The 21,418-nt window shown below is 71.7% G+C and carries 28 protein-coding genes; 19 read left to right on the forward strand and 9 right to left on the reverse strand.

The annotated features are described in order from the left end of the window. Both BI06_RS02420 and BI06_RS02425 read left to right on the forward strand, forming a co-directional pair. Nucleotides 1-3,212 (forward strand): ricin-type beta-trefoil lectin domain protein (locus BI06_RS02420; RefSeq protein WP_043464666.1); only part of this gene is annotated, 3,212 nt, incomplete at its 5' end. Nucleotides 3,213-3,413: 201 nt separating this feature from the next. Next, complete coding sequence (locus tag BI06_RS02425) at nt 3,414-4,304, forward strand: serine protease (RefSeq protein ID WP_051740144.1); 891 nt, start codon at nt 3,414-3,416, stop codon at nt 4,302-4,304. Between the two features lie 92 nt (nt 4,305-4,396). Here BI06_RS02425 and BI06_RS02430 read toward each other — a convergent pair whose 3' ends face one another. Then, entirely contained in the window at nt 4,397-5,296 is a 900-nt protein-coding gene (locus tag BI06_RS02430) for a LysR family transcriptional regulator (RefSeq protein ID WP_030391747.1), read from the reverse strand. Nucleotides 5,297-5,368: 72 nt separating this feature from the next. Here BI06_RS02430 and BI06_RS02435 point away from each other — a divergent pair, with 72 nt between their 5' ends. Then, nucleotides 5,369-5,767 (forward strand): RidA family protein, encoded by a 399-nt coding sequence (locus BI06_RS02435; protein WP_043464670.1) that lies wholly within the window; start codon nt 5,369-5,371, stop codon nt 5,765-5,767. Between the two features lie 60 nt (nt 5,768-5,827). Here BI06_RS02435 and BI06_RS02440 read toward each other — a convergent pair whose 3' ends face one another. Next, the gene (locus BI06_RS02440; RefSeq protein WP_043464674.1) at nt 5,828-6,670 is read right to left on the reverse strand and encodes a class I SAM-dependent methyltransferase; all 843 of its coding nucleotides are present in this window, start codon (nt 6,668-6,670) and stop codon (nt 5,828-5,830) included. A 715-nt stretch (nt 6,671-7,385) separates the two neighbouring features. Between BI06_RS02440 and BI06_RS02445 the strand changes: the two genes are divergently transcribed. Beyond that, nucleotides 7,386-7,808, forward strand: a complete 423-nt coding sequence (locus BI06_RS02445; RefSeq protein WP_149030241.1) for a hypothetical protein — start codon at nt 7,386-7,388, stop codon at nt 7,806-7,808. A gap of 65 nt (nt 7,809-7,873) precedes the next feature. Here BI06_RS02445 and BI06_RS02450 read toward each other — a convergent pair whose 3' ends face one another. Together BI06_RS02450 and BI06_RS02455 are read right to left on the reverse strand one after the other, a co-directional pair. Beyond that, nucleotides 7,874-8,056, reverse strand: coding sequence for a hypothetical protein (locus tag BI06_RS02450; protein ID WP_043464681.1), 183 nt, complete (start codon nt 8,054-8,056; stop codon nt 7,874-7,876). Further along, nucleotides 8,043-8,531 carry an ATP-binding protein gene (locus BI06_RS02455; protein ID WP_051740145.1) on the reverse strand — a complete coding sequence of 163 codons (489 nt, stop codon included), beginning with the start codon at nt 8,529-8,531 and terminating at the stop codon, nt 8,043-8,045. The genes BI06_RS02450 and BI06_RS02455 overlap by 14 nt, the downstream gene beginning before the upstream one ends. A gap of 127 nt (nt 8,532-8,658) precedes the next feature. Between BI06_RS02455 and BI06_RS02460 the strand changes: the two genes are divergently transcribed. The 4 genes from BI06_RS02460 (at nt 8,659) to BI06_RS50205 (ending at nt 10,441) form a co-directional block, all read left to right on the forward strand. Beyond that, on the forward strand, nt 8,659-9,540 hold the full coding sequence (locus BI06_RS02460) for a Scr1 family TA system antitoxin-like transcriptional regulator (RefSeq protein ID WP_043464685.1): 882 nt from the start codon (nt 8,659-8,661) through the stop codon (nt 9,538-9,540). Then, nucleotides 9,537-9,719: a DUF397 domain-containing protein gene (locus BI06_RS02465; protein ID WP_043464688.1), complete on the forward strand. Its 183-nt coding sequence runs from the start codon at nt 9,537-9,539 to the stop codon at nt 9,717-9,719. Before BI06_RS02460 ends, BI06_RS02465 begins: the two co-directional genes overlap by 4 nt. A 162-nt stretch (nt 9,720-9,881) precedes the next feature. Further along, a complete protein-coding gene (locus tag BI06_RS02470) occupies nt 9,882-10,118 on the forward strand; it encodes a DUF397 domain-containing protein (protein ID WP_043464691.1) in 237 nt (78 codons plus the stop codon). A 155-nt stretch (nt 10,119-10,273) separates the two neighbouring features. Further along, nucleotides 10,274-10,441 carry a hypothetical protein gene (locus tag BI06_RS50205; protein WP_157855152.1) on the forward strand — a complete coding sequence of 56 codons (168 nt, stop codon included), beginning with the start codon at nt 10,274-10,276 and terminating at the stop codon, nt 10,439-10,441. Between the two features lie 144 nt (nt 10,442-10,585). Here BI06_RS50205 and BI06_RS02475 read toward each other — a convergent pair whose 3' ends face one another. Next, nucleotides 10,586-10,960, reverse strand: a complete 375-nt coding sequence (locus BI06_RS02475) for a MerR family transcriptional regulator (RefSeq protein WP_043464696.1) — start codon at nt 10,958-10,960, stop codon at nt 10,586-10,588. A 69-nt stretch (nt 10,961-11,029) separates the two neighbouring features. Here BI06_RS02475 and BI06_RS02480 point away from each other — a divergent pair, with 69 nt between their 5' ends. The 5 genes from BI06_RS02480 to BI06_RS02495 all read left to right on the forward strand — a co-directional run bounded on the left by BI06_RS02480 (nt 11,030) and on the right by BI06_RS02495 (nt 14,449). Next, nucleotides 11,030-11,956 (forward strand): aldo/keto reductase, encoded by a 927-nt coding sequence (locus BI06_RS02480; RefSeq protein WP_043464699.1) that lies wholly within the window; start codon nt 11,030-11,032, stop codon nt 11,954-11,956. A 120-nt stretch (nt 11,957-12,076) separates the two neighbouring features. Beyond that, nucleotides 12,077-12,706, forward strand: a complete 630-nt coding sequence (locus BI06_RS02485; RefSeq protein WP_043464703.1) for a class I SAM-dependent methyltransferase — start codon at nt 12,077-12,079, stop codon at nt 12,704-12,706. Between the two features lie 67 nt (nt 12,707-12,773). Beyond that, entirely contained in the window at nt 12,774-12,899 is a 126-nt protein-coding gene (locus tag BI06_RS54605) for a hypothetical protein (RefSeq protein ID WP_255360176.1), read from the forward strand. Nucleotides 12,900-12,974: 75 nt separating this feature from the next. Next, on the forward strand, nt 12,975-13,697 hold the full coding sequence (locus tag BI06_RS02490) for a DUF2306 domain-containing protein (protein ID WP_043464708.1): 723 nt from the start codon (nt 12,975-12,977) through the stop codon (nt 13,695-13,697). Nucleotides 13,698-13,777: 80 nt separating this feature from the next. Next, nucleotides 13,778-14,449 carry a TetR/AcrR family transcriptional regulator gene (locus BI06_RS02495; RefSeq protein ID WP_043465759.1) on the forward strand — a complete coding sequence of 224 codons (672 nt, stop codon included), beginning with the start codon at nt 13,778-13,780 and terminating at the stop codon, nt 14,447-14,449. 55 nt (nt 14,450-14,504) lie between these two features. On the opposite strand, the gene BI06_RS02500 is transcribed toward BI06_RS02495, so the two are convergent. Beyond that, nucleotides 14,505-15,077 carry a TetR/AcrR family transcriptional regulator gene (locus BI06_RS02500; protein WP_043464711.1) on the reverse strand — a complete coding sequence of 191 codons (573 nt, stop codon included), beginning with the start codon at nt 15,075-15,077 and terminating at the stop codon, nt 14,505-14,507. A 103-nt stretch (nt 15,078-15,180) separates the two neighbouring features. Between BI06_RS02500 and BI06_RS02505 the strand changes: the two genes are divergently transcribed. The 6 genes from BI06_RS02505 to BI06_RS02530 all read left to right on the forward strand — a co-directional run bounded on the left by BI06_RS02505 (nt 15,181) and on the right by BI06_RS02530 (nt 19,120). Further along, nucleotides 15,181-15,489, forward strand: a complete 309-nt coding sequence (locus BI06_RS02505) for a hypothetical protein (RefSeq protein ID WP_043464714.1) — start codon at nt 15,181-15,183, stop codon at nt 15,487-15,489. A gap of 110 nt (nt 15,490-15,599) precedes the next feature. Further along, on the forward strand, nt 15,600-16,037 hold the full coding sequence (locus BI06_RS02510) for an NUDIX domain-containing protein (RefSeq protein ID WP_043464717.1): 438 nt from the start codon (nt 15,600-15,602) through the stop codon (nt 16,035-16,037). A 156-nt stretch (nt 16,038-16,193) separates the two neighbouring features. Beyond that, a complete protein-coding gene (locus BI06_RS02515; protein WP_051740147.1) occupies nt 16,194-16,793 on the forward strand; it encodes an SMI1/KNR4 family protein in 600 nt (199 codons plus the stop codon). Between the two features lie 180 nt (nt 16,794-16,973). Then, the gene (locus BI06_RS02520; RefSeq protein WP_043464720.1) at nt 16,974-17,453 is read left to right on the forward strand and encodes a hypothetical protein; all 480 of its coding nucleotides are present in this window, start codon (nt 16,974-16,976) and stop codon (nt 17,451-17,453) included. A 33-nt stretch (nt 17,454-17,486) separates the two neighbouring features. Beyond that, a complete protein-coding gene (locus BI06_RS02525) occupies nt 17,487-18,434 on the forward strand; it encodes a MerR family transcriptional regulator (protein WP_043464725.1) in 948 nt (315 codons plus the stop codon). Between the two features lie 134 nt (nt 18,435-18,568). Beyond that, nucleotides 18,569-19,120: a DUF3995 domain-containing protein gene (locus BI06_RS02530; RefSeq protein WP_043464728.1), complete on the forward strand. Its 552-nt coding sequence runs from the start codon at nt 18,569-18,571 to the stop codon at nt 19,118-19,120. Between the two features lie 55 nt (nt 19,121-19,175). Here the strand turns inward: BI06_RS02530 and BI06_RS02535 are convergent, their stop codons facing one another. The 3 genes from BI06_RS02535 to BI06_RS02545 form a co-directional block, all read right to left on the reverse strand. Next, the gene (locus tag BI06_RS02535; RefSeq protein ID WP_043464731.1) at nt 19,176-19,631 is read right to left on the reverse strand and encodes a hypothetical protein; all 456 of its coding nucleotides are present in this window, start codon (nt 19,629-19,631) and stop codon (nt 19,176-19,178) included. A 580-nt stretch (nt 19,632-20,211) separates the two neighbouring features. After that, nucleotides 20,212-20,598: a hypothetical protein gene (locus BI06_RS02540; RefSeq protein WP_043464734.1), complete on the reverse strand. Its 387-nt coding sequence runs from the start codon at nt 20,596-20,598 to the stop codon at nt 20,212-20,214. A 152-nt stretch (nt 20,599-20,750) separates the two neighbouring features. Then, nucleotides 20,751-21,290, reverse strand: a complete 540-nt coding sequence (locus BI06_RS02545) for a hypothetical protein (RefSeq protein ID WP_043464738.1) — start codon at nt 21,288-21,290, stop codon at nt 20,751-20,753. Between the last annotated feature and the right edge of the window lie 128 nt (nt 21,291-21,418).

Consider the following 21,418-nt stretch of genomic DNA (forward strand, 5'->3'; position numbering starts at 1 on the left):
CCGCGGCAGCGAAGGCCGGCCTCCGTACGGCTGTCGCGGCGGCGGCACCGGCCGGGGACGCGAACCCAGACGCGGCCGCCGCCCCCGCCGCCGCGCCCGCCCCCGCCGACTCCGACGGTCTGAAGACCCAGTCGGACGCGGCCGGCCCCGGCGCCGCCGCCAAGGTCTCCCAGCTGGCGGCCACCCCGGCCGCCACCTCGCTGACCATCACCCCGGACGCCACGTTCCTCGACGCGCCGACCACCACCTACCCGGTCTACATCGACCCGACCTGGACCCCCACCAGCCGGGGCACCCAGCACTGGACCTGGGTCCAGGAGGCGTACCCGACCAAGACCCACTACGACGACTACGGCGACCAGTACGACCCCGGCGTCGGCTACCAGCAGTGGCAGGTCAAGAAGGGCCTGGAGCGCTACTACTTCCAGATCGACACCGGCGACCTGGGTGACAAGGCCATCCGGAAGGCCAACGTGGTGGCCACCCAGTCCTACGGCGCGGCCAACAACTGCGCCTCCGAGTTCGGTGTCGTGCTGCACCCCACGCACCCCATCGACGGCTCCACCTCGTGGGGCCAGCAGCCCTGGGACTGGGGCGCGCTCGGTACGTTCAAGCTCAACAGCGCCGGCGGCGACGGCTGCCGCGGCGCCACCGCCACCGGTGAGTGGGACATCCGCGACCACCTGACCGCGAACAACTGGCGCGGCGCGCTGACCTTCGCGCTGTTCGCGGCCGACGAGTCCAAGCAGTCCGGCAACATCGGCTTCAAGCGGTTCACCCGCACCCCGAGCAAGCTGCCGTACATCTACGTCGAGTACAACCGCGCCCCGCTCAAGCCGTGGGCCCTGGGTATGACCCCGACCCCGGTGAACGCCAACGGCAACGGCTGCGGCTGGATCGGCGCCACCAACGCCGCCACCGGCATCCGGATGACGGCCTGGGTCGGCGACCCGGACGGCAACCAGACCGACGCCCAGTTCGAGGTCCGCGACGCCGGCGTGGGCGGCGAGCCGGTCGCCTGGGCCAGTGGCTGGGGCAACCTCGGCAACAGCAACCACGAGGCCGCCGTCGTGCCCGGCAACCTCTCCGACGGCCACACCTACTACTGGCGGGTCCAGGCCGGTGACGGCGAACTCCCCTCCGAGTGGGCGTTCGGCTGCATGTTCAGCCTGGACCTCACCCCGCCGTCGGTGCCGACCGTCACCTCCACCGACTACCCGAAGTCCGGCACCCTGCCCGGCTCCTCGAAGGTGATCGGCCAGGCCGGCGCCTTCACCGTCCAGGCGACGGACAACGCCAGCGGCATCCTCTACTACGAGTACGCCTTCAACTCGGGCATCCCGGTCGGCGGCGCCGCGACGGCCTACGCCGGCGGCGACGGCTCCGCGGTCCTCAACCTGACGCCCACCATGTGGGGCACCAACATCCTCCGGGTGCAGGCGGTCGACCGGGCCGGCAACCGCTCGCAGGAGAACACCTACACCTTCTACGCACCGAGCGACCCGAACGACCGGACGGTGCTCGGCGACATCACCGGCGACGACCGGGTCGACCTGCTGCTCCCCGACGCCGGCGACAACCTGCGCGTCTACCCGGCCGCCACCGACCCGGCCGCCACCGGCATCCTGGCCTCCGACAAGGCGAACAGCCCGGGCGGCAAGGGCTGGAAGGACACGCTCGTCACCCACCGCGGCGGCAACGGCATCCACGTGGACGACCTGTACGCCTACCGCGACGGTGAACTGACCCTCTACCGCAACACCCTGACCACCGGCAGCTTCGCCACCACCTCGCAGTACTTCACCGCGAACGCCACGGTCGCGGTCAAGCGGCCTCTGCCCCAGCGCTGCAAGCTCCTGGACGGGCAGCCGTGCGGTTCCGCCTACGCCACCGACTGGACCAGGGTGCGGCAGATCCTCGCATTCGGTTCCGCCGAGGGCGGCGCCCCCGACAAGACCCGCACCGACCTGCTCACCGTCGAGGACAACGGCCAGGGCGGCACCCAGCTCTGGCTGTTCCACGGCAACAGCACCACCGGCTTCTTCGACTACCCGGTCCTGCTCTCCACCGGTGACTGGCGCGACCTCGACCTGATCGCGCCCGGCGACACCAACGGGGACGGCCTGGCCGACCTCTGGGCCCGCGACCGCCAGTCCGGCAAGCTGTACCAGTACCCGAGCCGCAAGAACACCGCGGGCAAGGGCGACCTCGCCGCCTTCGCCAACCCGGTGACGGACAACGCCATCGGGGTCGGCCTGAATCCGGCGGTCTACCCGACCGTCGGTTCCTCCGGCGACTTCGCCAGCGACGGCATCGCCGACCTGTGGGCCCTCAACTCCAGCGGAGGACTGGAGAACTGGCGCGGCACCACCGCCGACGGCAGCTCCGGCACCCCGGTCACCGGCTTCGCCGGACAGCCCCTCCTCGGCTTCCCGGGCGGGACCGTCAGCATCCACACGGCGCTCACCGGCCGGTGCATCGACGCCCGCGGCGGCAACGACGGCGACAGCCTGACCCTCTGGGACTGCTGGAACGGCGACCGGCAGCACTTCACCTTCCACAGCGACAAGACCCTGCGTGTCTCGGGCAAGTGCGTCACCGCCGGGGCGGACGGCCGGATCACCGTCCAGCCCTGCCCGTCCGGCCCGACGGCCTCGGCGACCGACGCCCAGAAGTGGGAGCTGCGCGCCGACGGTGCCGTCTACAACCCGCCGTCGGGCTCCTGCCTGGACGTCCCGCAGTGGAACGGCAACAACGGGACGGACCTGGCGCTCTGGGGATGCAACGGCGGTGACAACCAGCGTTGGACCACCACGGCCAACGGGCCGAGCCCGCTCCACAGCGTGGCCGACCGCCGGAAGTGCATCGACGCCGCCGGCGCCTACGACGGAGCGCCGATCACGGTGTACGACTGCTGGAACGGCTCCAACCAGTACCTGACCTTCTACACCGACGGCACCCTCCGGGTGTACGGGAAGTGCCTCGCGGGCGCCGAGAACAGCGGTGAGAACCGCACTCGCGTCCTGCTCTGGAGCTGCCTCCCCGGTACCGACGGGAACAGCCAGCAGTGGGCACTGAACGGTGACGGCGCCATCGTCAACGGGCCGTCCGGCCGGTGCCTGGACGTTCCGGGAGGTCGGGCCGAGAACGGTGTCGGGCTCATGATGTTCGACTGCAACGGCGGCTCCAACCAGAAGTGGACCACCACCTGACGGACGGTCCCCCGACCCGACCCCCGGCCCGGCCCTCCGCGTTCTTCGCGGAGGGCCGGGCCGGGGCCTTTCCGGGGGGTTCCCCCACCGCGCGCGGTCCGGCTGCCCCGAGGGCCGGTCCACCGGCTGCCACCGTGGTCCTGTGGATCTTGGTCGACCAGGCTGGGGCACATCGGCATTTCCGAGCAAAGGGAACCAATCGTGTTCAGCGCCAAGCTCTCCCGCACCGCCGTCCGCAGCACCGCCGTCCGTACCGCCGCCGTCGGTGCCCTCGCCGCCGTCGCCTGCGCCACCCTCATGGCGGGCAGCGCCGGAGCCATCGTCAACGGCGGCGACTCCACCGAGCGTTACCCCTTCATGGCGACCATCCCGGAGTCCGCCCCCACCCTCGGCCTGGTCGACGGCAACTGCGGCGCCTCGCTGATCGACCCCCAGTGGGTGCTGACGGCCGCGCACTGCATCGCCGTCGAGGGCATCGAACTGGAGGGCATCGTCCGGGTCGGCAGCGACCACCGGAAGACCGGCGGCACCGTCCGGAAGATCGACCGCACCTTCGTCCACCCCGGCTACGTCAACGGCGCGGGCGTCGCCGCCAACAAGGACGACCTCGCCCTCGTCCGCCTGGACCGCCCGGTCGGTCAGCGGCCGATCAGGATCGCCGAGGCCGGACGCCCCGGCACCGCCACCCGGCTGCTCGGCTACGGCACCACCGTGGACGGCAAGTTCGCCTTCCCCGAGCGGCTCCAGGAACTGAACACCCGGGTGGGCGCCGTGTCCGACTGCGCCCCCGGCTTCGCGGACGCCACCCGGCTGTGCACGCTCACCACCAAGCCCAAGGCGATGGCCTGCCACGGCGACTCCGGCGGCCCGCAGCTCCAGAAGGCCCGCAACGGGCGCTGGGAGCTGATCGGCGTCACCTCCGGCCCGGGCGCCCCCGGGGTGCCCTGCTCGGAGGGCCCCGGCCTCTACACCAACGCGGCCGCCTACAAGGGCTGGATCCAGCAGACCCTGAGGGACAACCGCACCGCGGCCCCCGTGGCCCCCGTGGCCCCCGCCGCCTCCACCGCCGACCTCGTGCCGACCGCGGGCTGACCCGACCCGGCAGCCCCGCCACGGGCCGCACCGTGTGAAGCCGTCCGCCCGGTCGCCGGGCGGACGGCTTCACGCGCAGGCCCGCCGGCCGCTCACCCGGTACCCACGACCTCCAGCAACTGCCCCACCAGCGGATTCGGGTCGTCCCGGCGCCAGGCGACGGCCACCCGCGTGCGGACGGTACCCGGCTCGACCGCCCGGAACGCGACACCCCGCAGCCGGATCCGCCGGATGCTTGCCGGCGCGAGCGACACCCCCAGCCCGGCCCCGACCAGCGCGCACACCGTCTGCCACTCCACCGCGTGCTGCACGATCCTCGGCGCGAACCCCACAGACCCGCACACCTCCGCGATCCGGTCGTACAGCCCCGGCCCCACCGCCCGGGGCAGCAGCACGAACGGCTCCTCCGCCAACGCGCCCACCTCCACCGTCCGCCGGGCCGCCAGCGGATGGTCCGAGGGCAGCACGGCGACGAACGGCTCGGTGAGCACGGTCCGGAAGCCCAACGCCCCCTCCTCCCCGGCGGGCGGCGGCTCGCGCAGCAACCCGATGTCGACGGCGTCCTCGCGCAGCGCGGCGAGCTGCGGGGCCGTCGTCATCTCCCTGATGTCCAGCTCGACGGCCGGGAACCGCTCCCGGAAGGTCCGCAGCAGCCCAGGCAGCACGGTCAGCGCCAGCGAGGCGGAGAACCCGATCCGCAACCGCCCCGCCCGCCCGCTCCCCACCGCCCGCGCGGCGGCCAGCCCGTCCGCGAGGCCGGCGAGCGCCCGCTGCGCCGAGGGCAGCAGCTCCCGCCCGGCCGGGCTGAGCGCGACCCGCCCGGGCCCGCGGACGAAGAGGGGGTGCCCGACCTTCGCCTCCAGCCGGGCGATCTGCTGGCTCAGCGGCGGCTGGGCGACACCGAGCCGCGCGGCGGCCCGGCCGAAGTGCAGCTCCTCGGCGAGCACCGTGAACGCGTGCAACTGGGGGAGGGGGAGTTCGGGGCGGTCCATATCCCCAGAGATACCAGACGATCGATTCCCGGGTATTGGACGTATCACCGCAGCTCACCTAGCGTTCGGCGCATGACGGAGCGACGCACCATCCTGAGCGGATCCACCTTCGAGGAACAGATCGGCTACGCCCGCGCGGTCGTCGTCGGCGACCACGTCCACGTGTCCGGCACCACCGGCTACGACTACACGACGATGACGATCGCCGACGACGTGGTGGAGCAGGCCGAGCAGTGCCTGCGCAACATCGGCGCGGCCCTCGCCGAGGCCGGCTGCACCTTCGCGGACGTCGTCCGGGTGCGCTACCTGCTGCCCGAGCGGGAGGACTTCGAGCCGTGCTGGCCGGTGCTGCGCCAGCACTTCGGGGACGTCCGGCCGGCGGCGACGATGATGGTCACCGGTTTGGCGGACGAGCGGATGCGGATCGAGATCGAGGTCGACGCGTACCGGGCGCGCGCGGCAGGGGAGTAGCCGCCTTGCGCGGAGTGGGAAGTCGGTCCCGCCGACTTCCCACTCCGCTCCGGTACGGCGTCAGGGGCGGCGGCGCACCCGAAGCACGCTGGTGAGCAGCGGGAGGGTGAACTCGCCCTCGGCGGTGGCGGGGTGGCCCGCGAGGTAGGAGCGGGCGCGGGCGAGCAGCTCCGACCGTTCGTCTTCCGGCATGACCAGCACGCCGGCCTTGGTGCCGAGGGTGGCGACCAGGGACTCGGCGGTCCGGTGGTGGCCGTGCGGGAACTCCGCCTGCTCGGGGGCGTGGAACGGACTGTCCGCGCCGGTCCGCGGCAGGTGCAGCTCCGCCGTCTCGATCCGCCAGGCGGCGGGCACGTCCCGGGGGCCGATCGCGGCGGGGCCGGTGACCTCCGCGAGCCCGGCGACCCAGTCGGTGGCGTCGTCGAAGACGTTCCAAAGCCCCGCGAGGACCCCGCCGGGCGCGAGGACACGGGCGATCTCCGGGCCGGCCACCGCCATGTCGAACCAGTGCATCGCGTTCCCGGAGACGACGGCGTCCACCGACCCGTCCGGGAGCGGAATCGATTCCGCACTGCCCTGGAGTGCGCGCACCGAGGGCAGGCCGCGCCGCAGTTCGGCCAGCATCGCCGCGTCGGGCTCGACGGCGGTGATGTCCAGTGGGTTGCCGAGCGTGGCGCCCAGCGTGTTGCCCAGCGTGTCGTCCAGCCCGAGCAGGGTGCCGGTGAGCTTCCCGGTCCCCGCCCCGAGGTCGAGGACGCGTGGCCCGGGCGCCCCCGCGAGCGCCCACCGCACGGCCTCGGGCGCGTAGTCCGGCCGGTGCTCGGCGTACGCGCCCGCCGCCGTGCCGAACGACGAGCTGTGGCGCTGTCGTTCGGCGTCCGTGAGTGCGTGGGTGAATGTCATCGCGGCCCCCTGCGCGTATGTGTGGATGTATCGGTCCGATGTATCGAGCCGATACATCGGACCCTAGGTGCGGTCGTCCGCCGGCGCAAGATCCGCCGCTGTGGGTGAGCTTCGGTGATTGGCGGGCGTCGCGCGGCAGCCGCCTCCTCGCACTTTGCAAAGTCACACTTTGCAAAGTGCGAGGCAGTGAAGGGGCGGGAGGGGCAAGGGGTAACGGGCAAGGGGCAAGGGACAAGGCGCAGTGGAGTGGTGGGCGGGCTGCGGCCTCCCTTCTGCACTTTGCAAAGTGTGACTTTGCAAAGTGCAGAAGGCAGAGGCGATGCGGGCGGCCCCTGCGGTGCAGGGGCCGCCCGCAGTGGCATGGCCGGCGGGCGAAAGGGCTCGGGGGCCAAGGGGCAATGGGCAAGTGGTCAAGGGTCGGGGGCAGCCCGCGGTGATCGGGGCGAGCGCGCGGGGCGGGGCGGGGATCCTTCCTGCACTTTGCAAAGTCGCACTTTGCAAAGTGCTGCAGTGCCCTCCTCTCCGCACTTTGCAAAGTGCGGAGAGGAGGGGCAGAGGTGGTGCAGGGGCCGCCTACGGTGATCGGGGGAGCGTGTGGGGCGTGCGTTCGGCGGAGCTTCGGGGCCGTGGGGGCGGCGGGCATTGCCCGGGGCGGGCGCGGCCCGGTAGACGGGAGGCTCCGAGTGCCGAACCCCACTGAAGCCCGGGAGTGCTGATGAAGATCATGCGACTGTTCACCCTGCCCGCCGTCGCCCTGGCGCTGGCCCTGAGTGCCGCGCCCGCCGCCACCGCGTCCACCACGGCCGCCACGACCACGACGACCACCACTGTGCACATCGTCAACGCGGACGGTGGCACCACCGTGCACGCCGGTGTGGGTGACACCGTGCAGGTGGACCTCACTGCCCTGCGCGACTACACGGTGACCTGGTACTGGTACGCGCCCGCCGCTGCCTCGGCCGCCGTGCTGACCCAGACGGCCGGCAGCGCCGACCCGAACGGCAACTCCCATGCCACCTTCACGGCTTCGACCGCCGGCACCAGCGACATCAACGCGATCGGCCGCTGCGTGCCGGACCCGCGTACGGTCTGCCCGCCGTTCGTGGCGCGCTGGAAGGTGACGGTGGTCGTCTCCTGACCCGGCGGCCTCCTGTGGCGGATGTCCTCGGTTCCTCCCGGGCGGGAGGGGCCGAGGGCGCTCTGTCATCGGGGGGCGGACGGGGCGGACGTGGTGCTTGCGGGCGTGGGGTGCAGCTCGTGGTGGTGCTTCAGGACGGGGTAGATCCAGGCCACCAGGGCGAGCAGCAGCGTGATCGGCAGCACGGTGCAGACCGCGACGGTCGCGGTGGTCACGGCGTCGGGGGAGTGGCGCTCAGGCGACGACATCGTCCGCGAACTTCTCCTCGGACAGGTCGAGTTCGGCCCAGACCGTTTTGGCGTTGGGCTCCCGGGGGAGGGTGCCCCAGCGGTCGGCGAGGGCGTCGACGAGCGTGAGCCCGCGCCCCGACTGGGCGTCGGTGGAACAGCTCCTCGGATCGGGGAGCACGGGCCGCTTGTCGCCCCGGCAGTCGGACACCTCGATGCGGAGCACGGTGGTGCGCGACCGGCGCACGGAGGTGAGCGAGAGGCTCAGCTCGAACCCGCGCCCCGGTGTGCGCCCGTGGGTCGAGGCGTTCGCGGCCAGCTCGGCCACGATGATCAGCGCGGAGTGAAACGACTCCGGGCAAAGGGAGTTGAGCTCCCAGGCGGTCAGTTTCTGTCTGGCCGTCCGGCGACCGATCGCGGCTCCCTTGGGGGTGGAAGAGAGGAGCGCGGTGTGGGCGCGCGGCGCCGGGTCGTCGAGGGGGATTTCGGACTTCATGGGGAAAAGCCTGCCCCCCCGGCCTTACGCTGACGATGCATCCGGTGAGCACGGTAAGTGCCTGTATGCGTGCGGAACGTGTTGTGTGACGGCCCGTCGGCCGTGACCGGGAAATGGGGAGGTCGTTATGGCTGAAGTTCGGGGCGGCGGCGACAGTGGCGATGTACGGCCCGAGTTGGAGGAGGACCTCTCGGAGGTCTCCGACTTCCTGAAGGCGATCGGGAAGCAGATCAAACTGCTGCGCGAGCGGGCCGGGTTGACGCAGAAGGAGTTCGCCAAGAAGGTCGGCTACACCGAGAGCCTGATCGGCGCGGTGGAGCAGGGGAAGCGCACGCCGCAGCGGGAGTTGCTGGAGGCGTCGGAGCGGATTCTCGACGCCGGCGGGCTGCTGATCGTCACGTCGGACGACATCGAGAGCGCCAAGGCCAAGGCGCGGGTGCGGCACCCGGAGTGGTTCCGGGGGTACGCGGGCCTGGAGGCCGAGGCGGAGGAGCTCAACAACTGGAGCATGTGGGACTTCCCAGGACTGCTCCAGACCGAGGCGCATGCCCGTGCTGTCTACGAGATGCGTCAACCGTTGCTCTCCGAGGAAACCATCGAGATGCGGGTGATGGCTCGCATGGCGAGGCAAGAGGTCCTCACGAAGTGGCCTCGCGCCATGTTCAGCTGGGTGATCGACGAGAGTGTGCTGCGCCGACCGATGGGTGGCTGGGAAGTCCATGCGGCACAGTTGCGCCACCTGATCGAGGTCGGGAGCACCCGGGGGATGGTGGTTCAGGTGATGCCACTCGACCGTACCGAGCACGCTGGCATGGGTGGCCCGTTCATTCTGATCACGCCGAAGGGCCGTTCGCAGATGGGCTACATCGAGGTGCAGACGAGCAGTAGGCTAATTTCGGATCAGAGTGAGGTCCGGATCCTGAACGCGCGATACAGCACGCTCAGGTCGCAGGCACACACTCCTCCGGAGTCCCTGAAGTTGATCGAGAAGATTCTGGGAGAACGATGAGCAGCGAACTGGCGTGGTTCAAGAGCAGCTACAGCGGCAATGAGGGCGGCGAGTGCGTCGAGGTCGCCGAGGCGACGTCGGCCGTGCTCGTCCGTGACTCCAAGGACAAGTCCGGTCCCCGCCTCACCTTCTCGCCGGCCGCCTGGGAGGCGTTCGTCGAGTTCGCGCAGTCGGTCTGACGACAAGTCTCCCCGCTCGGCGCCCCGCGACCGTCCACCGACCGGTGGACGGTCGCTTTCTGTGTGGCCACCGTGGCCCGCCTGTATGGGCTGTACCGGTATCCCCCAGGGGAGTTGCTCCTTATCCTGGGCGCGCCACGACACCCTCACCTAGGGAGCGCCATGAGCAGCGAACTGGCTTGGTTCAAGAGCAGCTACTGCGGAGATGAAGAGTTCGCCTGCGTCGAGATCGCCTGGCGCAAGAGCACCCACAGCGGCGACGAGGGTGGCGAATGCGTCGAGGTAGCCGAGACGACCTCCGCCGTCCTCGTCCGTGACTCCAAGGACAACTCCGGCCCCCACCTCACCTTCACCCCGGCCGCCTGGGAAGCCTTCGTCGCCTACGCCCGCTCCGCCTGAGCCAACGTTCGGGACCGGCCGGGCCTGCTTGGACCGTCGGGTGAACAACCTCGACGAGTACCTGGAGGACTGGGAGTTCGGCCCCGAATGTCGCCTTCCGCAGGCAGGTCATCGAGGAGACCCGGAGGCAGTGGGCCCGCCAGGACCGCGAACGGGTGGCTGCCCGGACCCGCGCGGGGTGCGGCTGCCTCGCCCCCGTCGCTGTGATCGTGGGGATCGTCGTCTTCTACAACGTCACGCACGACGTGATCAGCACTGTCTTCTTCTCCCTCTTCGCGATCCCCGTGATCATCGGCCTCCTCGGCGGGGGCAGACGGCGGTAGCACCACGCACCACCCCGGGTGGGATCTCCGGCCGGTCGAGGGGTCGGTCGGCGCGCTCGACGTCCCGGTGGTCGCCGAGGCAATCGCCGGACCGGCGCGGGCCCCCTCGCCCCGGCGCCCACTGAATCCCTCCGGCCCGAAGTCCTACGCCGGCACCGGTTCGGCGGCCGTCCCGGTCTCCTGGCGGGCCGCCGCGACGATCCCCGCCGGCGCGACCCGGCTCGCCCCGAGCGCCAGCATCTGCGTGTCGATCAGGTCGAGCCGCTGCTCCAGCACCTCCAGCATGCAGGCGGCCACCGCGCCGTCGCCGTTCACGCAGGGCAGCACGTCCCGGATGGCGCTTGTGGAGAGCCCGGCGCCCAGCAGGGCCCGGATGTTGCGGACGACCGCCGGCGCGTCCTCGTCGTACCGCCGTTGGCCGCCCGCAGGCCGCCGGGGCTCCAGCAGGCCCTGCTCCTCGTAGTACCGCAGCAGGCGGACGCTGACCCCGGTCCGCGCCGCCAGCTCACCGATCCGCATGTGACGCCCCTCACATCGCCTTGTGTTCCCTTGAACCTCACACGGATGAGAGATCCTAGCGTGATCCCCATGACCAACACCGAGATCAGCACCCGTCCCGTCCGTCAGACCTACTCCATCGGCGGTGACCTGGCCGTCCACCGGATCGGCTACGGCACCATGCGCCTCGCCGACACCCCGGACATCAAGCCCGCCGACGCGGTCATCTGGCGTGCCCCGACCCCGCGCCCCGCCGCCCTCGACGTGCTGCGCGCCGCCGTCGAGCACGGCGTCCAACTGGTCGACGCCGCCGACTCCTACGCCCTCGGCGGCGGCGAGGAACTGGTCGCCGAGGCGCTGCACCCGTACGCCCCGGGCGTCGTGGTCGCCACCAAGATCGGTGTGACCCGCCCGAGCCCCTCCGAGTGGATACCGGTAGGCCACCCCGCGTACCTGCGCCAGCAGGCCGAGCTGAGCCTGCGCCGGCTCCGCGTGGAGCGGATCGACCTGCTCCAGCTCCACCGGATCGACCCCGCGGTGCCGCTGGCCGACCAGATCGGCGCGCTCAAGCAGCTCCAGGACGAGGGCAAGGTCCGGCACATCGGCCTTTCCGAGGTCACCGTCGACGAGCTGAGGCAGGCGCTGGAGATCGCCCCGATCGCCTCCGTGCAGAACTGGTACAACCTGGCCGCCCGGCAGCACGAACCGGTGGTCGACTTCACCGCCGAGCACGGCATCGCGTTCCTGCCGTTCTTCCCGATCGCCGTCGGCGGCCACGCGGGCGAGGGCGGCCCGGTCTCCGAGGTCGCCCGAGAGGTCGGCGCCACCCCGGCGCAGACCGCGCTCGCCTGGCTGCTTCACCGCTCGCCCAACATCGTGCCGATCCCGGGCACCACGTCCGCGAAGCACCTGGTGGAGAACCTGGGCGCGGCGGCCGTCGAGCTGAGCGACGAGCAGTACGCGCGCCTGGACGGAATCGCCGCCGCCGAGGCCGCCGCCGGGGCCGAGGGCGTGTGACCGGCGTCCCTGCCGGGAGTGGGAAGTCGGCCGCTCCGACTTCCCACTCCCGGCAGCTCCGGCCGCGGTCCTCGTCGGGATCCCGCCCGTGATCTCCGGGACATGGCTTACAGTCCTCCAGTGGCGGATCACCAGGACGAGACCGGGGCGGCCTACGACGGGGTCGTCGAGCTGTACGCGTCGCTGTTCGCCGACGGGCTGGAGCAGCAGCCGTTCGCCCGCGCCATGATCGGCACCTTCGCCGAACTGGTGCGCGCGACGGGCAACCTGCGGGTGGCCGACGTCGGCTGCGGGCCCGGACACATCACGGCCATGCTGAACGAACTGGGCCTGGACGCCTCGGGGTTCGACCTCTCCCCGGGCATGGTCGAGCACGCCCGGCGGGCCCGCCCGGCGCTGCGCTTCCAGGAGGCGCGGATGGAGGTCCTCCCGGTCGAGGACGGCGCGCTCGGCGGTGTACTGGCCCACTACTCGACGATCCACACGCCGCCGGTGGAACTGCCGGCACTGCTCGCCGGACTGGTACGCGTCCTGGCGCCGGGCGGTCTGCTCCTGCTCTCCTTCTTCGGCACCGACGGGCCGGAGCCGATCCGGTTCGACCACAAGGTGACACCCGCGTACAGCTGGCCGGTCGACCGCCTCGCCGGGCTGCTGACCGGCGCCGGGCTCGACCCCTTCGCCCGGCTGCTCCACGACCCGGCCTCGGAACGGGGCTTCCTCGACGCCCACCTGCTGGCCCGGCGCCGTTAGGCGGGTGCCGGGGCGCCTGTGCGCCTTCCGGGCCCGGGAAGCGCACAGGAGGAGCAGGTCTGACTGGATGTCGTGCTCGTCGGCGTTCGCCGGGGCCGGCGACATCCCCTTCGTCGAAGCCCAGTTGCTCGCGCAGTGCCTCGACCTGCGCACTTTCCGGCAGTTGTTGACACCCGCGCTCGGCGGGCACTAAAACTCACACTGTACAGATTGAGCATGTGTCGCCGTTGCCGTGCCTCACCTCGCCCCGAAAGAGGGCTTCTTCGCCATGTCCGTACTGACCTCCCGCCCGCCGACCGTCACCGGTCGGCCCCGCCGCGGGTCCCGTTTCAGCTGGACCGTGATGCTGCTGCTGTCGGTGGCGATCAGCGGCTATTCCGTCGGCCAGTACGCGGCCGGCAGCCTCCAGGACCTCGCCGCCGACCGGGTCGGCCTCGCGCCGACGTACGCGGACCGGCCGTTCGCGGTCCAGGTCGCCTTCTACGTCCACATCGTCACGGCCGGACTGGCCCTGGCGGTCGGTCCGTTCCAGTTCGTCCGCGCGATCCGTCGCCGCTTCCCCCGCCTGCACCGCTGGATCGGGCGCGGCTACGTGGGCGCCGTCGGCCTCGGCTCGGTGGCGGCGCTGGTGATGTCGTGCTTCAACTCCGTGGCGTTCGCCGGGTTCTTCGGCTTCGGCGGCCTCGCCGTGCTGTGGGGCTGGACCACCTACCGCGGCTACCGGGCTGCCCGGGAGGGCGACTTCGCCGCCCACGAGGCCTGGATGATACGCAGCTTCGCCCTGACCTTCGCGGCGCCGACGCTGCGGCTCTGGTTCGGCGTGCTGATCCTGGCGCAGGTCCTGGCCGGCGGCGCCGGGGGCGACGTGGAGAAGATGGTCGGCCAGGCGTACGCCGCGGTGCCGTTCCTGTGCTGGCTGCCCAACCTCGTCGTCGCGGAGCTGATGGTCCGCCGCCGCAACCTCCCGGGCCTGCGGTTCGTCGTGCCGTAGCCGAGGAGGGGCGCCGACGGGTGCGGACGGACCCCGGGGGCAAGTGGCTGCCCGGGATCCTTCCGTGCCAGGATCCGTACATGACCCAGCCGACCCGCCGCACCCGCACGACCCGCGCCACCTACCACCACGGCGACCTGCGGGCGGCACTGATCGGAGCGGGCATCGAACTGGCCCGCACCGGCGGGCCGGAGGCGGTGGTCCTGCGCGAGGTCGCCCGCCTCGTCGGGGTCGCGCCCAACTCCGCTTACGGGCACTTCAAGACCCTGGCCGAACTGAAGGCGGCGGTGGCCAAGCAGGCCCTGTGCGAGCTGGGAGCGGCCATGGCGGCGCAGGTCGCCTCCGTCCCGGAGCCGTCGGACCCGCGCGCCGCGGCGGTGTCCCACCTGCGCGAGGTCGGCCGTGCGTACGTGCAGTTCGCACTCGACGAGCCGGGGCTGTTCCGGACCGCCATGGACGGCAACCCCTCGGGTGTGGGCACGCCGGGATCGCCCGGCCACGAGCCGGTCCCCGACCCCGAGGGCCGGCCGCAGCCGGACGCCATTCTCCTGGCGGCCCTCGACCGGCTGACCGTCGCGGGCTGCCTGCCGCCGGAGGAGACCGGGGCGGCGGTGGTGGCCAGTTGGGCCACTGTGCACGGGCTCGCCACCATACTGGTCAACCTGCAGCCCGACCTCTCGCCGACCGAGCGGACCGCGGCGATCGACAACGGTCTGCGCGTCCTGCTGCTGGGAATCACGGCGCTGGGTTAGGCGCTCTCCTCGTCCGAGCCGGGCTCCAGCACGATCGCTCCCGGGGTGCTCCGGGTCAGTCCGCGTCCGGAACGGCGGACAGCACGGCTGCCGCAGCCCGGTCGAAGGGCGCGACACTGCCCGCCGCGCGGCAGAGGACGTGGGCGCCTTCGAGGGTGACGACCATGAGGGTGGCCAGGTCGGCGGCCTGGGACGGACTCATTCCGGCGCGGGTGAGTTTCCCGGTGAGCTCGCCGACCCAGCCGGAGAATCCCTCGGCCGCGACCGCGAGCAGGCTGCCCTGGTCGGCGATGGCCGCGCCGCCGTCGATGGTGACCGCCGCGACCGCGCAGCCGCCGCCCTGGGCGGACGCCTCCACCACCGGGCGGACGTTGCCGAGGAACGCCTCCACCACCTCGCGCGGTGTGCGGTCCGGCAGTTCGCGCAGGTGACCGCGGACGTCCGCCGCGTTCTGGCGGGCCGCTTCGAGTGCGAGCTGCTGTTTGCCGCCGGGGAAGTGGTGATAGATCGCCCCGCGCGCGGCCCCGCTCCGGGCCAGGACTTCGGTGAAGGACATCGCGGCCAGACCGTGCTGCTGCAGCAGCCCGATCGCCGCGCCGATCATGCGGGACCTGGTGTCCACGGCCATCGCTACCCCCTTGACTAGTACGCGCATCCTACTCCAAGCTCAAGCCACTAGGACGCACGTACTAGTGAGGTGGCCGAACAGGCCCCGAAGTCGGAGGTTCGTGATGGGCAAGACCTTTCTCTACACCGAGATCCAGGCGGCAGTTCCGTTCGACCGCTTCGACTGGCAGCAGGTCAACGCGGCCCTGAAGACCGCACCTGGCCTGATCCGCAAGACCTGGCTGTCCGGGATCGGCACCCACACCATCGGCGGCTTCTACGAGTTCGACACCGCCGAGAACGCCCTCGCCTTCGCCCAGGGCCCCTTCGCCGAAGAGGCCCGCCGGGCCGGCTCCCCGGCGACGACGCGCCTGTTCGACGGCGAGGTCGTCAGGGAGGCCAGCATCGACCTGGACTCGCCCTACTACGGCTGACGGCCCGCCGGCCGCCCCGCCCCGACCCAGGGGCGGGGCGGCGGAGGGTAGCCTCGCCTCCGCCCGATCGTCCCGATCGTCTCGTTCGTCCCGATCGCACGGAGGTTGTTGTGAGTCCGGAGAAGGCCGTCAGGGAGAAGGTGCTCGCCTACATCGTCCGCGACGGGCGGCTGCTGGTGTTCCGGCACACCGACCACGGCTACGAGGAGGTCGGCATCCAGGTCCCGGCCGGCAGCATCCGCCCGGACGAGACCCCGGAGGACGCCGCCCTGCGCGAGGCCCGCGAGGAGACCGGCCTCAGCGCCTTCACCGTCGTGCGCAAGCTCGGCGAGACCGAGTACGACCTCACCCCGTACCGGTACGAGATCCAGCGCCGGCACGTCTTCCACCTCGCCCTCGCCGAGCCGACCCCCGAACGCTGGACCAGCCAGGAGAGCCACGACGGCACCCGGCCGCCCACCCCCTTCGAGTGCTTCTGGCTCCCCCTGGAGACCGCCCACATCCTCCAGTCCGGCCAAGGCGCGCTGCTCGGCCGCCTCTTCGTCTGACCCACCTCACGCAGGAAGTCGGACTCCCCGACTTCCTGTGCACCGATGCGTATGCCGCTTCGTCCTGAGCTCCTGGTCGGCCCACTCTGCCCCCCCGCCGGTGATGGACAATGGCATCAATGGGCGAGGACGCCCCGACCCGACGGGAGCCGTAGTGTGAGTGACGAACAGTCCGCCGCAATCGCCGCCGTGGCGAGCCTCGGAGAGGTGTTGTCGTGCGTCGGGCCGACCTGCGGGGACACCGTCGACTGGAGTGCGGCGGAAAAGGTCCACGGAACGTCCTTCCCGGCCGACTACCGGGCCTTTGTCGCGGCCTTCGGCAACGGTTCGATCGAAGAGATGGTCGGCGTTCACGTCCCTGCCACCTCGGAGGAGTTGCGGTTCGGAACGATTTCGAGGCTCTCGGACGAAGCGCTCGCGGATTTCGCCGTGAACCAATGGGCCCCCGCCGACAGGGGCCGGTACCGGCTGGAGGATCTGCTCATCTGGGGCGAGACGGGCGCCGCCGACACGCTGTGCTGGATCACGGCGGACCCGGACCCGGACCGCTGGCCCGTCGCGGTGTACTCGCGGGGAGACCACGAATGGTCGGTGTACCCGTGCGGCATGGCCGAGTTCCTGCTCAAGCTGCTGCGCGACGAGTGGCCGCAGTGCCCGATCAGCGACTCCTCGCTCCAGGGCATGCCGGACCCGCGGTTCCTGCACAACAAGGACGAGGCGGCGGCATGGGAGTTGGGGAACAACCCCTGGGAGTAGCCGATCCGGCCGGTGACAACTCCTTGTCGCGCAGGAAGTCGGTCTCCCCGACTTCCTGCGCACAAGTCGTCCGGCAATCTGCTCGACGGAGCCGAATTCGGCCGGCTCTTCGTGAGCCTTCGGCGCACCGCGCACCGCGCTTCGGCCGGAGGCGCTGGACCTCAATGATGTGATGGCCGCATGACCATCTCGCACATCGACGACGACGAACCGCCCGAGCACCGGCGCTATGCCGAGTACCTGCGGGCGCTGGGCAGCGTGGCGGAGACTGACGAGGCCGGGCTGTTGGCCGTCGTCCTTCGCGACGAGGACCAGGGCATGGCCGAGGCCGCGGTGAACCAGCACCTCGAACGCCGGGCCGCCGAGCAGCTGACCGGCCCCGGGTTCCCGGGCTGGGCGGTCATGATGGCCACGGTCGTCGACAACCGCGCGTTCCTCGTTCGCCGCCTGCGCGAGTGGACCCTGCTCAGGTCCCTCGCCCTGGACGAGCCCTGGTCCGAGGAGGAACTGCTGACCGCCTCGGACTGGTTCCAGCGCACGGTCACCACCACCCTGCTCGTCACCTCTCCCGCCGCCCTCCGCCTCCTCGCCGAGCGCGGCCGCACCCGCCGCGTCCGCAACGCCGCGAGCCGCCGCAGCTGCCCTCCACGGGGGGCTTGAGTCTCCCGTGGGGGGAGACGCGAGAGTAGGGGCATGGACGGGAACACGGGCGGGGACACGCTCTTCACGATCGGCGATCTGGCCCGGCGGACCGGGCTGACGGTCAAGACCATCCGGTTCTGGTCCGACTCCGGGATCGTGCCGCCGACCGACCGCAGCCCGGCCGGCTACCGGCTCTACGACATCACCGCGCTCACGCGTCTCGCCCTGGTGCGCACCCTGCGCGACCTCGGGCTCGAACTCGCCGTCGTCCGGCAGGTGCTGGACCGGGAGGTCTCGGTGCCCGAGGTGGCGGCCGCGCACGCCGACGCCCTGGAGGTGCAGATCCGCGTCCTCCGCCTGCGCCGCGCGGTGCTGCGCGCGGTGGCCGAACGCGACCCCACTCCCGAGGAAATGGACCTCATGCACAAGCTCGCAAAGCTCTCCGACGACGAACGCCGCCGCCTGATCACCGACTTCGTCGACGACACCTTCGGCGGGCTCGACGCCAACGCCGAGTTCGTCGACATGCTGCGCTCGGCGGTGCCCGAACTGCCGGACGACCCCGAACCCGCGCAGGTCGAAGCCTGGGTGGAACTCGCCGAGCTCACCCGGGACCCCGACTTCCGCGCCGCCGTCCGCCGCATGGCCGAGTACCAGGCGGCCGAACGCGCCGGGGGCGACCGCACCGGCCTGCACCACGACCTCACCGAGGCCGTCCGCGACCACGTCGGCCGCGCGCTCGACGCCGGCCTCGCTCCCGCCTCGCCCGAGGCCGCAGCCGTCGTCGACACGCTCACCGCCCGCTACGCGCAGACTTTCGACCGCGCCGACGACGCTGAGCTGCGCCACTGGCTGCTGGCCCGCCTGGAGATCGCCGGTGACCCGCGGGCGGAGCGCTACTGGCACCTGCTGTCCGTCGTCAACGGCTGGCCCGTCCCGCCGAGCCTGGCCCCGGTCTTCGGCTGGTTCGCGGCCGCCCTGCGCGCCGGCAGCTCGTAGGCGCCCGTCGGCCCTGCGTGGGAAGTCGGCCCGCCCGACTTCCCACGCAGGGCCGAGCGGTGTGGCTCTCGTGGGGGAGGGGCCTCGTCCGCTCGGACGAGGCCCCTCCGCTGTCGTACTGCCACGGTGGAGTCATGTCGGTCAAGAGCGGTACGGGCACGCGCTGGGGGTACGTCGTCGCGGTGTGGGGGGTGCTGTTCGCGGTGCCCAGCTTCCTGTGGGCGATGGGGAGCACCTTCGGCGCGCGGTCGACGGTGGCGCCCGAGCTGGTGCGGCTCGCCCAGGACCGGGTGCCGTGGTTCCTGGCCGTCCTGTGGGTGACGGGCTTCCTCAAGCTCCTCGGGGCGGCGATCGGTATCGGCCTGACCCGCCTCCGGGGTCGGGTGGCCGACCGCTCCCTGGTGTTCTGCGGCGGCGGCGCGGCCGTCCTCCTCATCTGGCACGGCGGCCTCTTCGTCGTCCACGGCATCCTCGTCGGGACCGGCGCCGCCACCGTGGACCCCGACCTGGCCGGCCTCACCCGCTGGTACCTCTACCTGTGGGGCCCGTGGTTCCTCGCCGGCGGCCTGGCCTTCGCCGCCGCGACCGTCCACCACCTCCGGTCCGGCGGCCGCCGCTTCGCCGTCACCGGAGCCCTCGGTGCCCTCCTTCTCTCCTTGGCCGCCACGGCCACCGGCATCGGCTGATGCGCGGGAAGTCGACCCCGCCGACTTCCCGCACCGTGGAGCCCGACGGCTGCCGCTACCGGTGCCAACCGGTCCAACGGCCTGCGGAATCACGGGTGTTGTACCAGGGATTCGCGTTCGTGTCGTACACCTTCAGTGTCAGGGAGGAGTCGCTGATCTCGTGGATGACGACCCAGTCCCGTCCGACGTGACCACCGAGCGACTGCCACTGCGTGCCGTAGTAGACCCACACGGCGTAGTCCGCCCCGACGGCGAAAACGTGGGTGAGGCCGTTGATCGACACCCTGGGCATGAAGGCGTTGAATCTGTCCCCGCAGGGGAAGACGCCTCCCCCCTCGGGAATCAGCGGCTCGATCCTGACGCCGCTGGTGTTGCACTGCAGGTGCCGGTACGCCGTCAGTTGCACGTTGCCGGCATGGGCCGTGCCCGCCGCTCCGACGGCGCTCCCCAGCATCGTGGCGGCGACCACGGCCACCGACGCGAGTGTCCTGCCGCGCTTCTTCACCTTCATTGCCGACCTCCTGATCGAGTGTGACAACGAGAGCTTCACGTCCGGCCCGGTGCCCCGTCACTCAAAACCGGCGAGTAGCGGCCCGACGGTCGGTCATTCATGCCTGAAAGGGCGCTCCGGAGCGGCCTGGTCGCCCCAACTCACGTGCAGAGCAATGGATTGGGCTCTCTGTCGCGAATCCGGAGCGGCTCAGGAGGTGAGCACCTCGCGGACCGCGCCACTGACCTCGGGCAGGCGCGCAAGACACCGCGCCGGCCACCTACGGGCGGCCCTCCGGCAGCTCGTGGAGTGCGCCTGGACCGCACGGCGCCACCACCGCCCCCGCCGCGAGTGGCTCACCCTGACGGTCCGCGCCGACGGCCCGCAGACGGTTTCGTTCACTGCGCCGGACGGAACGGTGCTGTCCTGGGCGATCGGCGATCGGCGAGCCGCGCGCAAGCACGAGGCGGGCGGCGAGGTCCTGTTCGCCGATGTGCCGGTGGCCTTCGGCCACCCCCACCCCGTCCCCCCGGCGGGGTGGGCGCCGGCCCGACGGACGGGGGCGGCCGTGCGGCTCGCCCCCGGCGTGCCGGGAGGAGGATCAGGGGGTGACGGGGAAGGACGGGACGAGGACGCCGTCGGCCGGGAGGTAGTTCACGTCGCCGGGGAAGAAGATCTGCGCACCGTGCGCGACGCTGGTCTGCGCGCTGAGGCAGAGCTTCAGCTGGGTGAGGGCGAACGGCATGCCGCCGACCCAGTAGTTGATGTTGTACGAGGCCATGCACTGGCCGCGCCGGGTGATCTGCTGCTGCGTGGGGGTCGACGGGAGCGTCTCGAACTCGGGGGCGGGGGCCTGGACGCGGATGGGGCCGGGCAGGGAGGGATCCTGCGGGCCCTGCGCGGCCTGCGCGGTTCCGGCGGTCAGGGCCAGCAGCGGGGCCAGCACGGCCGCGGTGGCCACCGCGGCGGCCGGTCGGCGAGGACTCATGGGACGGGGCTCCTTCGGGAGACGGAATCGCCGGCGCCCGGCACCCGTTCGGTGGCCGACCGCCGTGGACCGCATCCTTTCCGCCCCGGCCGGTGCGGCGGTATCCCAGGTTTCTGGGTAGCGCTCCGGCCGGGGGCGGGCGGCAGGTGCTCTCAGGCCACCTTGACGAGCTTGAAGCCGGTGTAGGCGTGGCCGCTGTAGATCTCGGTGGCCGGCCCCAGCCAGGCCTTCCCGGAGGTCTTGTGGGCGACGGTGCGACGGGACTGGTCCTCCAGCCTGAAGCCGTCCTCGCCGGGGACGATCTTCCACGCCGTCGCGCAGCCGTCGGCCTTGCCCAGCTTGATGCCCTTGTCCACCGAGCACCAGGTGTCGTAGCCGGGCCAGTTGGAGCTGGTGGAGCGGATCGTGTAGCCCGAGTCCTTGGACTCCAGGACGACGGCGGTGCCGTTGCTGTCCGCGTCGTTCGTCAGCAGGGCCCAGTCGTTGTTGTTGTTCACCTCGAACGTCACGCCGCGGTTCCCGTGGTTGGTGGCGATCAGGTAGTAGGACACACCCGTCTCGACGGCCTCCTCCGGCACGGTGGCGTGGCCGGTGGGGGAGGTGAGGCCGAGCAGCGCGGCGGCGGCGAGCGCGGCGACCCAGGCGGTGCGGGGGGAGCGGGAGGGACGGGAAGCGGAGGAGGGGTTCTGCATGACTCGTCTCCGGAAGGATCGTGTACATCGGAATTCGATGCCGAGGAGAAGAGTCGCAGGCCGTCGGGCCCGTGGGCGCGACCCGGAGCGCGTTTCACTCGATGAGGGGAACGATGTTTCGCCGTTGT

Origin of the sequence: Kitasatospora sp. MBT66 (assembly GCF_000710405.2) — a bacterium.
Classification (GTDB): domain Bacteria; phylum Actinomycetota; class Actinomycetes; order Streptomycetales; family Streptomycetaceae; genus Kitasatospora; species Kitasatospora purpeofusca.

Excerpts from the sequence above, each read along its gene's own strand:
- BI06_RS02445 (WP_149030241.1), top strand. The coding sequence starts at position 7,386 with ATGAAGATCATGCGACTGTTCACCCTGCCCGCCGTCGCCCTGGCGCTG.
- BI06_RS02450 (WP_043464681.1), bottom strand. The coding sequence starts at position 8,056 with ATGTCGTCGCCTGAGCGCCACTCCCCCGACGCCGTGACCACCGCGACC.
- BI06_RS02520 (WP_043464720.1), top strand. The coding sequence starts at position 16,974 with ATGACCATCTCGCACATCGACGACGACGAACCGCCCGAGCACCGGCGC.
- BI06_RS02545 (WP_043464738.1), bottom strand. The coding sequence starts at position 21,290 with ATGCAGAACCCCTCCTCCGCTTCCCGTCCCTCCCGCTCCCCCCGCACC.
- BI06_RS02495 (WP_043465759.1), top strand. The coding sequence starts at position 13,778 with ATGACCCAGCCGACCCGCCGCACCCGCACGACCCGCGCCACCTACCAC.
- BI06_RS02475 (WP_043464696.1), bottom strand. The coding sequence starts at position 10,960 with ATGCGGATCGGTGAGCTGGCGGCGCGGACCGGGGTCAGCGTCCGCCTG.
- BI06_RS02500 (WP_043464711.1), bottom strand. The coding sequence starts at position 15,077 with ATGGCCGTGGACACCAGGTCCCGCATGATCGGCGCGGCGATCGGGCTG.
- BI06_RS02540 (WP_043464734.1), bottom strand. The coding sequence starts at position 20,598 with ATGAGTCCTCGCCGACCGGCCGCCGCGGTGGCCACCGCGGCCGTGCTG.
- BI06_RS02490 (WP_043464708.1), top strand. The coding sequence starts at position 12,975 with ATGTCCGTACTGACCTCCCGCCCGCCGACCGTCACCGGTCGGCCCCGC.
- BI06_RS02505 (WP_043464714.1), top strand. The coding sequence starts at position 15,181 with ATGGGCAAGACCTTTCTCTACACCGAGATCCAGGCGGCAGTTCCGTTC.
- BI06_RS02535 (WP_043464731.1), bottom strand. The coding sequence starts at position 19,631 with ATGAAGGTGAAGAAGCGCGGCAGGACACTCGCGTCGGTGGCCGTGGTC.
- BI06_RS02465 (WP_043464688.1), top strand. The coding sequence starts at position 9,537 with ATGAGCAGCGAACTGGCGTGGTTCAAGAGCAGCTACAGCGGCAATGAG.
- BI06_RS02430 (WP_030391747.1), bottom strand. The coding sequence starts at position 5,296 with ATGGACCGCCCCGAACTCCCCCTCCCCCAGTTGCACGCGTTCACGGTG.
- BI06_RS02440 (WP_043464674.1), bottom strand. The coding sequence starts at position 6,670 with ATGACATTCACCCACGCACTCACGGACGCCGAACGACAGCGCCACAGC.
- BI06_RS02460 (WP_043464685.1), top strand. The coding sequence starts at position 8,659 with ATGGCTGAAGTTCGGGGCGGCGGCGACAGTGGCGATGTACGGCCCGAG.
- BI06_RS02525 (WP_043464725.1), top strand. The coding sequence starts at position 17,487 with ATGGACGGGAACACGGGCGGGGACACGCTCTTCACGATCGGCGATCTG.
- BI06_RS02470 (WP_043464691.1), top strand. The coding sequence starts at position 9,882 with ATGAGCAGCGAACTGGCTTGGTTCAAGAGCAGCTACTGCGGAGATGAA.
- BI06_RS54605 (WP_255360176.1), top strand. The coding sequence starts at position 12,774 with ATGTCGTGCTCGTCGGCGTTCGCCGGGGCCGGCGACATCCCCTTCGTC.
- BI06_RS02455 (WP_051740145.1), bottom strand. The coding sequence starts at position 8,531 with ATGAAGTCCGAAATCCCCCTCGACGACCCGGCGCCGCGCGCCCACACC.
- BI06_RS02435 (WP_043464670.1), top strand. The coding sequence starts at position 5,369 with ATGACGGAGCGACGCACCATCCTGAGCGGATCCACCTTCGAGGAACAG.
- BI06_RS02530 (WP_043464728.1), top strand. The coding sequence starts at position 18,569 with ATGTCGGTCAAGAGCGGTACGGGCACGCGCTGGGGGTACGTCGTCGCG.
- BI06_RS02480 (WP_043464699.1), top strand. The coding sequence starts at position 11,030 with ATGACCAACACCGAGATCAGCACCCGTCCCGTCCGTCAGACCTACTCC.